The 14,515-nt window shown below is 41.8% G+C and carries 9 protein-coding genes; 6 read left to right on the forward strand and 3 right to left on the reverse strand.

The window, feature by feature from the left end:
- The 4 genes from IMPJCBKJ_RS03795 to IMPJCBKJ_RS03810 all read left to right on the forward strand — a co-directional run.
- The coding region (locus IMPJCBKJ_RS03795) for an EF-Tu/IF-2/RF-3 family GTPase (protein ID WP_240920994.1) at positions 1 to 578 on the forward strand (578 nt) is incomplete at its 5' end.
- Between the two features lie 421 nt (positions 579 to 999).
- Positions 1,000 to 4,986 carry a two-component regulator propeller domain-containing protein gene (locus IMPJCBKJ_RS03800; RefSeq protein WP_166338883.1) on the forward strand — a complete coding sequence of 1,329 codons (3,987 nt, stop codon included), beginning with the start codon at positions 1,000 to 1,002 and terminating at the stop codon, positions 4,984 to 4,986.
- A 304-nt stretch (positions 4,987 to 5,290) separates the two neighbouring features.
- Positions 5,291 to 5,905, forward strand: coding sequence for a trimeric intracellular cation channel family protein (locus IMPJCBKJ_RS03805; protein WP_138600951.1), 615 nt, complete (start codon positions 5,291 to 5,293; stop codon positions 5,903 to 5,905).
- A gap of 39 nt (positions 5,906 to 5,944) precedes the next feature.
- Positions 5,945 to 7,456, forward strand: coding sequence for a YifB family Mg chelatase-like AAA ATPase (locus IMPJCBKJ_RS03810; RefSeq protein WP_166338885.1), 1,512 nt, complete (start codon positions 5,945 to 5,947; stop codon positions 7,454 to 7,456).
- A gap of 7 nt (positions 7,457 to 7,463) precedes the next feature.
- Here IMPJCBKJ_RS03810 and IMPJCBKJ_RS03815 read toward each other — a convergent pair whose 3' ends face one another.
- Complete coding sequence (locus tag IMPJCBKJ_RS03815; protein ID WP_054554505.1) at positions 7,464 to 8,168, reverse strand: response regulator transcription factor; 705 nt, start codon at positions 8,166 to 8,168, stop codon at positions 7,464 to 7,466.
- Between the two features lie 165 nt (positions 8,169 to 8,333).
- Positions 8,334 to 10,829: a S9 family peptidase gene (locus IMPJCBKJ_RS03820; RefSeq protein ID WP_166338887.1), complete on the reverse strand. Its 2,496-nt coding sequence runs from the start codon at positions 10,827 to 10,829 to the stop codon at positions 8,334 to 8,336.
- A gap of 144 nt (positions 10,830 to 10,973) precedes the next feature.
- Between IMPJCBKJ_RS03820 and IMPJCBKJ_RS03825 the strand changes: the two genes are divergently transcribed.
- On the forward strand, positions 10,974 to 12,038 hold the full coding sequence (locus IMPJCBKJ_RS03825; RefSeq protein ID WP_166338889.1) for a hemolysin family protein: 1,065 nt from the start codon (positions 10,974 to 10,976) through the stop codon (positions 12,036 to 12,038).
- On the opposite strand, the gene IMPJCBKJ_RS03830 is transcribed toward IMPJCBKJ_RS03825, so the two are convergent.
- On the reverse strand, positions 12,035 to 13,255 hold the full coding sequence (locus IMPJCBKJ_RS03830) for an EAL domain-containing response regulator (RefSeq protein ID WP_054554503.1): 1,221 nt from the start codon (positions 13,253 to 13,255) through the stop codon (positions 12,035 to 12,037). The two genes, IMPJCBKJ_RS03825 and IMPJCBKJ_RS03830, sit on opposite strands and share 4 nt — an antisense overlap.
- Positions 13,256 to 13,428: 173 nt before the next feature.
- Here IMPJCBKJ_RS03830 and IMPJCBKJ_RS03835 point away from each other — a divergent pair, with 173 nt between their 5' ends.
- A complete protein-coding gene (locus tag IMPJCBKJ_RS03835) occupies positions 13,429 to 14,445 on the forward strand; it encodes a site-2 protease family protein (protein ID WP_166338891.1) in 1,017 nt (338 codons plus the stop codon).
- The last annotated feature ends 70 nt before the right edge of the window (positions 14,446 to 14,515 follow it).

A 14,515-nucleotide genomic window follows, 5' to 3' on the forward strand; every position in this document is an offset into this window, starting at 1 on the left:
CAGAGCGTGACATCGATAAGCCATTCATCATGCCTATCGAAGACGTATTCTCAATCCAAGGTCGTGGTACTGTTGTAACAGGCCGTGTTGAAGCTGGTATCATCAACGTGAATGACGAAGTTGAAATCGTAGGTATCAAAGAAACTACGAAGACAACTTGTACAGGTGTTGAGATGTTCCGTAAGCTTCTAGACGAAGGTCGTGCGGGTGAGAACATCGGTGCACTTCTACGTGGTACTAAGCGTGAAGACGTTGAGCGTGGTCAAGTACTAGCTAAGCCTGGTTCAATCACTCCACACACGAAGTTCACTTCAGAAGTATACGTACTTTCTAAAGATGAAGGTGGTCGTCACACTCCATTCTTCAAAGGTTACCGTCCACAGTTCTACTTCCGTACAACTGACGTAACAGGTGACGTACAGTTACCAGACGGCGTTGAAATGGTAATGCCTGGTGATAACATCAAGATGACTGTAGAACTAATCTGCCCAATCGCGATGGACGAAGGTTTACGCTTCGCTATCCGTGAAGGTGGCCGTACAGTTGGTGCTGGTGTTGTTGCAACTATCGTTGAGTAATCAACTATAGTGATGCATTAAGCATTAAGAAAAACCCGAGCTTAGTCTCGGGTTTTTTTATGGGTGAAAAAGCTATCAGCTGTCAGCTTTCAGACGTCAGATTAGAACGATGGAGTTGTTTAGTGTGGTATCTCACTCAGCATTCTGCCTGTTCATTCTTCGGGTAGGTTGGTTTGAGCGCAGCGAAACCCAACACAATCCATGTAAACCTTTTCTTTGGTAAAGCCAAACCACCATAAAACACTCCCAAGGTTACGCTTGACCTATAACCTAGAGCCTTTACCCTCGCTAACTCGCATCTAAATCCAACCCCTTGATATCTATCTTGGTTATTCATCCCTAAATTGGGAAATGATTATGAATGTTAGCTGAACTGAACTACGCTTGATTAATAACTAATAATAAATGTGTAGATTTAGGGATGATCCGTTTTTTAATAGCGCTGTTAGCACTTCTGTTCTTACCTTCAGCTTGGTCTGCATTTCATAATTACGATATTGAGGATGGATTATCGCAAAGTGTTGTGTTCGATATTGTGCAAGATCAGCAAGGTTTTATGTGGTTTTCGACGCAGGCAGGTTTAAACCGTTTTGATGGCAATAAGTTTACCGTATTCACAGCCTCTGATGAGGCAAATAGCCTAGCAAATAACTATATCTATCCATTGGCACTTGATAGCGAATCACAGCTGTTTATAGGTACGCGAAATAGTGGTGTAAACCAACTTGCATTACATAATGATCAATTTTCTGAGCCACTCTTAAAAGAGCGTCGCATCACCAGTTTATTGGTAGCGCAACAGCACGTTTATATTGGTACTTACGACGGCAGCCTGTTTCGTTACGATAAGCGAACACAGCAACTTGAAAGGTTAATAACAGACTTAAAAAAGCCTATTTATGCGCTATCAAAAATTGCCGACATCCTTTGGATTGGTACCCATGGAGCTGGGTTACTTCATTATGATCTTATTAATAAACAACAAATTAATACTATTTTTTCTGGCTTTGCTGAGCCAGTAGATATTCATGCCAGTATCTTTGCTATCAAACAGGCAGCTGATGGCAGTATTTGGTTGGCAAGTCAGGGTGGTGGCTTATACAAGATTGAGTTAAGCACTAAAACAATGACGCAGTGGCTTACCTCTAATGATGGCGGTGTTGGGCTTAGCAGTAATGAAATTCGTGATATTGAGTTTGATAGCCAAGGCCAAGTTTGGCTGGCAACGCGAGGTGGCGGGATTAATGTTTACGATCCAATTAATGCAAGCTTCACCGTTTTAGCACATGACCCATTTGATAAATATAGTCTTGCTCATAACCGGGTTTATAGTATCTACCGAGACAGTAGCGACATTATGTGGTTCGGTACTGCAAATGGGATCAGTAAGCTCGACCCAGCATCATTGCAATTTAGTAAGTTAAAAAAGCCAGCGCCACTTTCAAGTAACGATGCGTGGGCGCTATTTGAAGACTCAAAGCAACGTATTTGGTATGGCAGCTGGGGTGGCGGTATCGATATTCTTGATCAGCAATTAAATCGTTTAGAGCGCATAACCACCGAAAGTTCACCGTATTCAATCAGTAGCAATGCAATTAAAGCCATTGCCGAAGATCGTAATGGCGATATATGGATTGGCAGTTGGCAGCAAGGGATTGATGTTTTGCATACCGATGGTAGCATCAGTCACTTTCGAGCAGGTGAAGGCGAGCATGGCTTAACTGAAAACAGTATATATGCTCTTTTAGTCGATGAGAAAAATAATGTCTGGGTTGGCACGAATGGTGGAGGGCTGTTTTGCTTTGATAGGCAGCGCAGCAAATTTATTAGTTTTGCACAGCCTGTAGCGAATACACAACTTGTAATTCCAACGGCGCGGGTGACGAGTTTATATAAAAGCTCTCAAGCAGAGCTTTGGATAGGCACAGATGGTGATGGGGCTTATCATTACAACGCTGCAACCGATACTCTCACTAATTATCGCAAAGGCGACTTGGCTTTATCTGATAATACAGTGCGTGCGTTTTTAGAAATTGACCAGCAAATGTGGCTCGCAACGTCGAACGGCTTAAATATTATTGATTTGAGTAATCAGCAAGTGCATCAGTTTAATGTCGCTCAAGGCCTTCCTAATCAAGTCGTTTATGCATTGTTAAAAGACAATGAAGATTGGGTTTGGCTCAGTACCAACAACGGCCTCGCTAAAATAGATCCTGCAACCATGAGCATTAAAAGCTATAAAGCTCGACATGGTTTACAAGGTAATGAATTTAATGCCGGTGCTTATTTAAAAGCCCGTGATGGCCGCTTGATGTTTGGTGGCACACAGGGGGTGAGTGTCATTAACCCCGCTGATCTTGAAATCAATGCTATTGGTGGCCAGTTAGCGCTTACTAGTTTGCAATTTGATGATGAGGATGTGGTAAACGAAGGAGTCAGTCGTTTAGGCAGTTTATACCAAATAGAAAAAAGCCGTTCAGTGACTATTCCTGCGGGCATCAAACGGGTTCACTTTCAGATTAGTTACCTACACTACTCTGAGCCACAGACTAACCTGTACTCTTATCAGTTAGCGGGCTTTGAACAGCAATGGCGTAAAGCTACAGGGCCTTTTTTATCTGTTGATTATACTAACCTTCCTGCTGGTAAATATCAGTTGAAAGTTAATGCTAGTAGTGAAAGCGGGGCAAATGTGCTCACTCCATTACTGTTAAACATAACCGTTCTTGCTCCTTGGTGGCAAACTAGTGAGTTTTATCTGTTAGCGGCTATGCTGATTTTGGCGATGGTCTGGCTATTCACAGTGCTTTGGACTCGCAGGATACGCAAACAAAAATATTATCTGGAGCAAATTGTTAGTGAGCGTACCGACGAAATCGCAGAGCAAAAAACGCTCATCGAACAGCAAGCTGAAGCTCTGAGTGATTCACTCGAAAATAAAGTACGCTTCTTCACGCATGCATCTCATGAATTACGTACTCCTTTGAGTTTGTTGATTGCGCCGTTGCAAAAGCTAATAGCTGATGAGCGAATTACTGAAAAGCGTGAGCAGCTGAATTTGGTATTGCGAAATAGCCGGCGTTTAGAAAATTTGGTTGATAAGCTATTAACGCTGACTCGTTATGATGAGCGCCATGAAGAGATTATAAAAGTTGTGTCACTATCGGCAATTGCCAGAGAGGTCGCAGGGCAGTTTGCTGTGTTAGGTGAAAAGTCTATCGACTTTAAGGTCGATATTGAAGAAGCCGTATTTATCGAAAGCACCCGAGAAGGGGTGATCACGATTCTTACCAACCTTTTAAGCAATGCATTTAAATATACTCAGCAAGGTCAAGTCAGCTTAACTGTAAGCGTATCAGGTGAGCTTGCCAACATAGAAGTAACAGACACAGGTAAAGGTATCGCAGACGCTGAAAAAGGCAAAGTATTTGATACTTTCTACAGAGTGAGTAGTCATGCAAATGTAGAAGGTAGTGGCGTTGGCCTAGCCATCGTTAAGCGTTTGGTTGATAAGTACAAAGGCACGCTTGTGCTGGCAAGTCGCTTAGGGGAAGGAACTAGTTTTAAACTTTCATTTCAAGCAACGCAATTTGCAGCTCAAGCTTCTGCTGCAAGTATCAGTTCAAAATCAAATGAAGTGCAGAATAAAGCCAGTGTATTAATTATTGAAGACAACGATGAGTTACGCCATTACCTTAAATCTGAGTTACAACACCGCTACCAAGTTTTATTAGCGCAAGATGGCCAAGTTGGATTGCAAATAGCTTTGAGCCAAGTGCCAGATTTAATCATCACTGATTTAATGATGCCTAAAGTTGATGGCTTTACTGTGTTAGATTCATTACATAACTCGCCCGTTACATGCCATATCCCAGTAATTATTTTGACCGCAAAGGGCGATTATGAAACTCGAGTGAGTAGTTTGCAGCAACACGCGCTAGATGTGATCACTAAACCATTCGATAGAGAAGAGTTATTTTTAAAAGTAGAGAACTGGATACATTGGGTTAGCTTATATTCGCAGCAGCAAATTATGGGGTTACCTCTTAATTCTCAAGCTAAGCAATCAATTACAGTTGATCCTCGTGATAAACAGTTGCTTGAAAACTTAGGAAAATATGTTGCTGACCATTACCACCAACAAGGCTTTTCAATGGTCAACTGTGCGAAAGAGTTAGCGCTGAGTGAGCGTCAGTTACAACGCAAGTTAAAAGTCCTACTAAACATTACTCCCAGTGAATACTTACGAAATTATCGACTAACCAAAGCTGCCGAATTTATTAGGAAAGGCCAACAAATAAGCTTAGTAATAGACAGTGTGGGCTTTTCGTCACGTTCGTACTTCTCTAAATTTTTCAAAGCAAAATATGGCATGACGGCGAAAGAGTACCAATGTCATTACATGTAACATGCTGTTAATTATGAAAATGTCGTATTTGAGTACATTTTTGTCGGCATAATGCATACATGATTTCTAAATTTGTCTAATCTAGTTATATCTTCGTAGTTTAGGGGCTCTTTGTTTATCATTGACGGGCAAACATGACTGAATTCAGATTATGGTTAAGGACGACAGTGAGCCCCCATTTATCTTTACTTCCCTTGAGTTAAGGCTCTTGTCATTTGCGAGAGCCAATTTTTATTACAACTTCGCTTAAAAGATTGAAAAGTTTATGTTACAACGGCACTAACATTACTTTTTAGTTACAAACATGACTGAACTTTACCATTGGTTTGATTTAATCGGCGTAGCCGTGTTTGCTGTTTCTGGAACGCTATTAGCGTACGACAAAAAAATGGATGGCTTTGGGGTTGTTGTGTTAGCCACAGTCACTGCTATTGGCGGTGGAACTGTGCGCGATGTTATTTTAGATGTGCCCGTATTTTGGTTACATGATCAAAGCTATTTCTGGGCTATATTACTTTCTGTATTTGTTACCACTCGTTTAATCAATAAACAGCGTTCGATTTCACTTAATGCATTGCAAGTGGCAGATGCTTTTGGTTTAGCATTTTTTGCGGTGATGGGGGCGCAAAAAGCCATGCTTGCCGGTATGCCTGATACCACCGCGATTATTATGGGTGTGATCACAGGGTGTTTTGGTGGCGTTATCCGTGATGTGTTGGCTGGAAATATGCCGATGCTGTTAAAAGGTGAGCTCTATGCTATTACTTGCATCGCAGGTGGGATTGTTTACACATTAAGTATCTCACTGGGTTTAGTGACCGAAATGGCCATGGTGTTGGCTATGCTTATGACCTTATCACTGCGTTTAGCTGCAATGAAATGGCACCTTACATTACACGTTTTTAAATATCCCGACTAAGATTAGTATTAAGAATGAATGATAGGGACATCATGGATCGTGTCTTTAGCTAGAATATTTTCTCGTGCACAAGTAGGTGTGCAAGCTCCTGAAGTGATTGTAGAAGTACACTTAGGCAACGGCTTACCTGCTTTTCATATCGTTGGCTTGCCAGAAGCGTCAGTCAAAGAGTCAAAAGATAGAGTGCGTAGCGCACTCGAAAACTCACAGTTTGGCTTTCCTGACCAACGAATAACCGTCAACCTTGCGCCTGCTGATTTACCTAAAGAGGGTGGCCGTTTTGACTTGGCTATTGCAGTGGGTATCTTGGTCGCTTCTGGGCAAATAAACTGCCCCGATATTCATCGTTATGAGTTCTACGGAGAACTGGCTTTAAATGGTGAGGTAAGAGGGGTGAATGCTATTTTGCCTTCGGTGTTAGGAGCGAAAGAGCAGGGTCGCTGTTGTTTCTTACCCGCTGAAAACGACAATCTCGCAAGTCTTGTGTCGGGCGTTTCTCGAAAAGCCGTTTACTCCTTACAAGATGTTTGGAATGACTTATTAAATCAGCAACCTCTGCCACTTAATATTTGTTATCCAGAGCAGCAGTCGCAGCGTGACTCGCTACTCGATTTAAGTGATGTGAAAGGCCAACCTGGAGCCAAAAGGGTACTCGAAATTGCTGCGGCTGGTGGCCATAATTTATTGTTTCTTGGTCCTCCAGGTACTGGCAAGTCAATGCTTGCCCAGCGTATGCCAACGATTATGCCAACCATGTCGGATGATGAAGCAATTAGCACTGCCGCGTTATATTCGATAATTGGTCAATCGGTTGATTTATCGAATTGGCGTGAACGCCCCTTCAGAAACCCACATCATACTTGCTCTGCTGTTGCCCTTGTTGGTGGTTCCTCAAATCCTAAACCGGGTGAAATCTCTCTCGCTCATAATGGCGTTCTGTTTTTAGATGAGTTACCCGAATTTGAAAGAAAAGTGCTCGACTCATTGCGTGAACCAATGGAAACGGGCGTGGTGACTATATCGCGAGCGGCACGACAAATGGAATTTCCATCGCAATTCCAGCTGATCGCCGCATTAAATCCTAGCCCCACAGGAAGCCATACCGATAAGCGTGCAACGCCAGATCAAGTATTGCGGTATTTATCTCGAGTATCTGGACCATTTATCGATAGGATTGATTTACAAATTGAGCTGCCGAGACTCACCAGTAGCCAATTACAGAGCACGCAAGTAGAAGAAAGCAGTGAACAAGTAAGAGCCAGAGTTGAAAGAGCTTATGCAATTCAACTCAACCGGCAAGGCAAAGTGAATGCGCGCTTGAATAATAAAGAAATGAGCATTCATTGTGAGTTGGCAGCTGCTGAGCTGCAGTTTTTAGCAAAAGCCAGCGAAAAACTGGCGTTATCACCACGCTCTTATCATCGTGTTATTAAAGTTGCACGCACCATTAGCGACTTAAAAGCACAGCCAGCGATTACCTTAAATGAATTAAAAGAGGCGTTGAACTATCGCGCCTTTGAACGGCTAATAAGCCAATTAACGCAGTTTTAGTGAGCTTTTAAATTGATAGCATGTAGCCTTTACCGCGAACGGTTACGATACGCTTTTGGTCTTTTTCATCGCTGAGTTTTTTACGTAAGCGGCCAATAAGTACATCAACGGTACGATCGCTTGGGCTCCAGTCAGGCTGACCAATTTCTTCGGAAATTTTTTCACGTGATGTCGCTTTACCCGCATTTGCAATAAGGCAAATAAGCACCTTGTGTTCTGCTTCAGTAAGACGAGACTCTTCACCATTAGGGGTGACTAATGTGCGGTTATCTGGGTGCAGTTTAAAGTCGGCATATTCAATAAACTCTTCACTCTCATCATCTTGCTGAGAGCCTTTTATACGCTTGAAAAGAGCGCGCATTCTTAGTTCAAGTTCAAGTAAGTCAACCGGCTTGCAAATATAGTCATCGGCACCTTGTGCAAGGCCTGCAATACGGTCAGCTTGCGAGTCACGACTAGACAGCACAATAACGCCAATGTCTGTTAGTGCATTAAGCTCTTTGGCAAGCAAAAGCCCATCGCGTTTTGGTAACACAATGTCGATAACGGCTAAAGAGATTGCTTTTTTTGATGAAGCACGCGATTGTACAATGCTTAATGCATCGGCCCCCGTTGAATCTACCTCAATATTAAACTCAGTTTCTTTAAAATGATTAAGAATGCGTTTAACGAGTAGTTCGTCGTCTTCAACCAATAAAACTTGAATAGTCATTCGCTTTAATTTCACACTTGATTTGTTGTAATGTTAGCACTGTATGGCAAAGGCTGAGAAGAGTCATGATAAGGTTTATAACTATTTCTTACAATTTAATGGCTTAGCGATAGTTTAAAAGGATGAAAGCTGAGCACTCACACAGTGCCCAGCCAAGGGATTAAACTACTTTTCAGGATAAAGGTATTGCCACCATTGCGGCTGATCTTTTAAGTTTTTATCGAAATAAGCCAGCATGGTATTCCACCAGTCAAAGCGTTTATCACGAGCAAAAATTTGGTGATCTGCGCCTTTATACTCAATCAGGTCAACATCTTTACCTAATAACTTTAATGCCGTGTACATATTGTGACTTTCACCAACCGGTACGTTGGTATCCGAATCACCATGAAGGAGTAATAACGGCGTTGTTACTTTGTCAGCATGAAAAACCGGGCTGTGTTGGCTGTAAAGTGTAGGATTGTTCCACGGGAAGCTATTTTTAGATGCTTCAGCTGAGTATAAGTAACCCCACCAACCTTGGCCCCAATACGAGGTGATGTTTGAAATCCCTGCATGGGCAATCGATGCACTGAACATATCCGTTTTAGTTGCGAGTAGCATGGTCATAAAGCCACCGTAAGAGGCACCTAAATTACCCACACGTTTGCTATCTACAAAGTTATATTTATCTAAAAAGGCTTTTGTGCCGTCGATGATATCGTTGGCGGTGTATTCACCCCATGCGTTGACGTGTTTAGCCGAGAACTCTTGGCCAAAGCCTGTTGCGCCCGTAGGTTGTACAACGTAAACAACATAGCCATGCTCAGCCCATAAGTTAAACGGGTAACGGCCTGTAAAACCACGAGTTACTGGTGAAGTGCCACCATAATAATAAACCAGTGCAGGGTATTGTTTATTGCTATCTAAATCATGGGGTAAATAAACGCGACCCTTAATTTCAATGCCATCTTTATTAGTAAAGTTAAACTCTTCCAGTGAGGCTACTTGCGTATTTTTATAGCCAATTGGCTTAGAGTCCCACACTACTTTAGCGCGACCTTTACCTAAGCTTAGTTGTTTTAACTGCTGAGGTGTTGACGCTGTGGTGCCGGTAGCCAAAATGCGCGGGGTGCGTTCGTGTGAGTAGCTAACTTGCTCAACAACATCAAAACCCGTATTCACTTTATTAAAACGCTTTTTGCTTAAGTCGAATTGATAAAGTTGTACGGTATCTTGCTCGGTCACTTTAATAAGCGCATCACCGTTTTTAAGTACGTTTAACTGGCCGATAGCCGGGTTAAACTCTTTACTTAGCGCTCTTGCCTTTTTACCGTCACGGCTGAGTAAATAAAGTTGACCGTCATAGTTATTAGCAAGCATTCCTTCAGGAAGATTACGACCTAAGCCATTATTAAAATCTGGTCCGGCAGTGACATAAATTCCGTCGTCAGTATATTTGGCCTGATTAAATGTATTGTATTGACCAAGTACCGTAAGAGCCGATGTAGCTAGGTTTAGCTCAACAAGCTCTGTTGCAGGCTGTGGTGATAGCTGCATTGCTTGTGCTGAGCGGCTCATTAAAACGTGGCCGCTTTTAGCGTCAAAATCTTCAAGTGAATGGCTAAGTGGGCCTTGGCTTAAGATTTTGCTAAGACCTGTTGGTATATCGAGTAAATAGACTTGCGACGTGGTACGAGCATAAGACCAACGGTCTTGCAGGCCTTGGTAATGTTTAGTGAGCTTGCCATTGTCTGTTGGAGACTTTGACCAACTAAAAATTAAGCTGTTGTTATCAAAAAACTGAAAGCCACTTGCACCCGCGAGGTTTTTAGCAATGACGCTAAGTTGCATGTTTTTTAGGTTTAAACGCTTAAGCTCGCCATTTAATAAATACACTAAGCTTTTGCTATCTGGGCTCCAAGTTATGTTACTCGGCTGGGCTGACTCAAAGCGATAAAGTGTATTGTTTTTTGCGTCTTTAAGCTCAGTAACATATTGCGCTTGATTAGCGGTTGCATCTTCGTAATGACGTTGGCTAGTTATGAAGTAATCGCCATTTGGTGCCATTGAAATATAACTAACCGTTGGCGCATCGAATAATTGCTTAGCCGACAAACCGAGTTGTTTTTTAGCACTAAATTGCACAGCATCTAGTTCTGACTTAGCCGTAAAATCAAGCTCAACCTCATTCCAGTTGGCTACTTGCTCAGTGATGATAATAAACTGATGATCGCCTTGGCTTAAAGCTAGCTCATAGCTTTTATTTTTTTCTGTTTGCTTTTCACCATCAATAAATAGCTGCGCGTTTTCAATGCCTTTAAGTGTTAATGAGCCTTGGCTAAAACGTTCAGTTGAGGCGGTAAATTTCAGCGCCTGTAAACCACCGAGTGTTAGCGCGCTCACTTTGTCGAATGATTGCCAGTCAAGTTCATTACCAAAAACACGCATGCTATCGCTGCTGTTTTGCAAGCTTGGTAATAGGTTAGCAATAATGGCATCGCGATGATCCGTTTGATATGGCTTAAGTTGCATATCTTCGCCAAGAGGGCCAATAAATTGCACCGCTGATTTATCAATGGCAGCGGCCATCGCAGTATTGCTTAACGCACATAACGCTAATGCACTAAATGTTGTTTTTAGCTTGGCTGATTGGCTTAGCCAAGTAGTTGAAAGTGTCATAGTTTCGCCTGTTGAAGGTAATTTAAACCAATATAGCACGCTGCAAATTAGCCAAAAAGTGCTCTGCGTTAGATTGCAGTCGGGTTTGAGCTTGTGGTTTTCAATTGCTATGGTGAGCAGGTTAACTTTTTAAGAGGGCTTACAGTGACATTGTTACTTGTTTATATGTTTGTTGCCATTACGGTTTCGTTTTTGTGCTCAGTGATGGAAGCGGTACTGTTAAGTATTACGCCAAGTTATGTTGCCATGCTCAGAAAGCAACAACCACAACTGGCAAAACGTGTTGGTAAGCTTAAAGACAATATAGACCAACCGCTGGCAGCAATACTTACGTTAAATACCATAGCGCACACGGCAGGCGCAGCTGGTGTTGGCGCACAAGCTGCAGTGGTGTTTTCAGATGCTGCGGTTGGCGTTGCCTCTGCAATTATGACGCTATTGGTGTTGGTGCTTTCTGAAATTATTCCGAAAACATTAGGGGCTAATTATTGGCGAGGATTAACACCCATTGTTAGTGTAAGCCTGATTTGGTTAGTGTTTATTCTAAAACCCTTTGTGTGGTTTGCAGATATTTTAACGCGCTTTTTAGGGCGTAATTACGATGAGGCCTATTATATTCGCCAAGAAATTGAAGCCATGGCTGATATTGGTACTGAATCAGGAGCCCTTGGGCAAGATGAATCTGAAATCATTCGCAGCCTGCTGCATTTTCGTCATGCCAAACTCGATACTTTAATGACACCACGTACGGTGCTTTTTAAAGTACATAAAGATTTAACTGTAAACCAATACTTGGCGGAGCATGGTTCTTCTTCGTTTTCTAGGGTATTGGTTTATGACAAAAATGGTGATGATATTATTGGTTTTGTGCATAAAAATGACATTATGCTGGCTTATCATCGTCTAGGTGAAGACTATAAAATTAGCAAGCTCGTTAAGCCTATTTACACCGTACCAGAAACCTTGCATGTGCCGACCTTACTTGAAACCTTACTGTCTGAGCGCACGCATATTTGTTTAGTAGTTGATGAATATGGTGATGTGCAAGGTATTGTCACCCTTGAAGATTTAATTGAAGCATTAATGGGGCTCGAAATTGTTGATGAGCACGATCAATCAGCTAATATGCAAAAAGTCGCCAAACAGCGTTGGCGACAACGTTTAGCATCGAGTAATACCATCGTCAGTGACGATAAGCGTAAACCTTAGCGGCGATGTCCTGCTGCAGTTTTTACCATTTGCCGCCATGAAAGTGACCAATTTAAAAAGTCTTCTTTGGCTTTCGGGCGGCACAGCAAAAAGCCCTGCATAAGAATAAACTCTTTGTAGCGGTCGAGGTACTCGAGTTCTTCCACTCGCTCAATGCCCTCGGCTACAATAGCGAGATCTTCTTGTATCGCTATATTCACTAAGCTACTAACAATCACTTGGGAAAACTGATCGGTTTCAATATTGCTAATCAGGGTGCGATCGATCTTAATTTCGGTAAACGGTAGCGTTTTGAGTTGTTGAACATTAGTAAAGCCAGTACCAAAGTCATCGAGCGAAATACCAAAACCGCGCATTCGTAAACGGTTGAGTGTTTCGAGCTGTGCCGCACTTCTAAGTGCATACTGCTCAGTGATTTCGAGGATAATTTCACTTGGAGTTAAATTATTTAAATGTAAGATTAACGCAAGTTTATCTGGGCAGCTTAAATCCTCTAGTTGCGAGGGTGATAAATTGAAAGCGAGCTTTAAGTTTTGATCAAAGTTTTCCTTTATTTCAATAAAATCGCTAGTGGCTTTTTCAAATAATTGAAAAGTAATAAGGTTTATCAAGTCCAAATCTTCAGCAACACAAATAAAGCGTTCGGGCAAAATGATTTCTTGTTCTTGACGCGTGTTGATTCGTGCTAATACTTCAATACTTTCAACCCGGTTGTCATGTCGATTAATTTTAGGCTGATAAAACGGGATCACTTCATTGTGGCTGATAGCATGCAGTAGTAATGATTCAGAAATAGGCGCCTGAGTTCGTTCAACATGAATAGCAAAGTGTTCCAACTTTTGAAGTAGTAAGTAAACTTGATTTAATTGTACTGGCTTAGAAACATTACCAATTAAGTGAGCGTTATGCTTGCGAGCTAAGTCAGCAGCTAGGTCTATAACCTTAGGGTCCATCTCAGAAATAATGGCAATTGCACCTTGGTATTTCATGGCGCCTAAATGGCGGATAAGTTCCATGCCATCCATGTCTGGCATATTGAGATCAGTAAAAACAGCATCAAAGTATTTCGGGGCTTTTTTTATTTTTTCTAGTGCTTCCTCAGCACTTAGGCTGGTGGTGATATGAGGGACTTCGAGCTCATTCAAAATAGCATGCATGACAATTAAAATTGCTTTCGAATCATCTACGACGAGAATGTGCCTATTTGACTTAACCATATTCATTCCTTGAATGAGAATACTATTATAAAAGTAGTAGAAAAATTGCATTAAGTCATGTTTATTGATTTCTTTTTGTATAATAAATGAACAATCACTTAAGGGGTTGAAACTCGTAATTTTATCTGTGCGAAGTATAATAGCCGCACTTTTTATTCGTATTTATAAGAACTATGGTCAGACTTCAGTTGAGTCTCGCAGATGAAATCTTTATTTTGCATTTAAACGGCTCACAGTTAATTCAGCTTTTTCATCAACAACAAGCAATTGCCTTCGATAATCCAGAGCCAAAACTTTATGAGTTTGATTTTCAGGGGCAGCGTATTGGCCTTGATACCAGTAAAGTGCACGAAAAAAGCTTAGTGGTTTTTGTTAATCAGCAGCAGGTAAGTCAACTTGCTTTACCTGAGTTGCAAGAAGCCGAACCAAAACGCGGCATTATTGGTTTGCTGGCACTGGGCTTTAAATTATTCAAAAGTGCAAAAGTCGTGAAAGCTGCGTTAGCGGGTGCCTCGGTGGCTGGCTACGCTTGGCTATTTTCCATTGAATTTGCCTTAATGTTAATCGCTTGCTTGGTTGTGCATGAATACGGTCATGTGCGCGCAATGAAATATTTTGGCATTAAAACGAAAGGTATTTACCTTATTCCCTTTGTGGGTGGTTTGGCTGTTTCTGATGATAAAATTACCACGCGATGGCAAGATGTGGTGATCTCACTCATGGGGCCCGCTTTTGGCTTAATTACCTCAGTGCTAGGAGTGGTGCTTTACTACGCCACTGAAATGGAAATATTCGCCGGTGTGGCGGTACTCAGTGCACTGTTAAACCTATTTAACTTGTTACCTATTCTGCCCTTGGATGGTGGCCATGTACTTAAAAGCATTAGTTTTTCGATGCGTTCATGGATAGGCCTAAGTGTATGTTTATTAGGTGTGTTATTTGGCTTGTGGCTGAGTTACACCTTTGGCTTGATGCTACTGGTGTTTTTCTTATTTGTAGGGGCCCTTGAGATTATCTTTGAGTGGCGCGGGCGTCACTACTCACACCTCATTCCTCTTGATACTTACGGGCAAGGTTTTTCAGCAGTAATGTACGCACTGGTTGTTGCTGGTCACGTTGCGGTGATGATGCACTTTGCCAACTCAGAAAGCCCAATCTTAAGCTTACCAATGAAGATATTAGCAAGTTAATTAATATTTAAGCACTAAGTTATATTCCGCTTGGTGCTTAAATTCACGTTAGTGCATATAAATCCTTATT

Source organism: Pseudoalteromonas sp. MB47, from assembly GCF_011319765.1.
In the GTDB taxonomy this organism is placed as follows: domain Bacteria; phylum Pseudomonadota; class Gammaproteobacteria; order Enterobacterales; family Alteromonadaceae; genus Pseudoalteromonas; species Pseudoalteromonas simplex.

Excerpts from the sequence above, each read along its gene's own strand:
- IMPJCBKJ_RS03830 (WP_054554503.1), bottom strand. The coding sequence starts at position 13,255 with ATGGTTAAGTCAAATAGGCACATTCTCGTCGTAGATGATTCGAAAGCA.
- IMPJCBKJ_RS03815 (WP_054554505.1), bottom strand. The coding sequence starts at position 8,168 with ATGACTATTCAAGTTTTATTGGTTGAAGACGACGAACTACTCGTTAAA.
- IMPJCBKJ_RS03805 (WP_138600951.1), top strand. The coding sequence starts at position 5,291 with ATGACTGAACTTTACCATTGGTTTGATTTAATCGGCGTAGCCGTGTTT.
- IMPJCBKJ_RS03820 (WP_166338887.1), bottom strand. The coding sequence starts at position 10,829 with ATGACACTTTCAACTACTTGGCTAAGCCAATCAGCCAAGCTAAAAACA.
- IMPJCBKJ_RS03835 (WP_166338891.1), top strand. The coding sequence starts at position 13,429 with ATGGTCAGACTTCAGTTGAGTCTCGCAGATGAAATCTTTATTTTGCAT.
- IMPJCBKJ_RS03800 (WP_166338883.1), top strand. The coding sequence starts at position 1,000 with ATGATCCGTTTTTTAATAGCGCTGTTAGCACTTCTGTTCTTACCTTCA.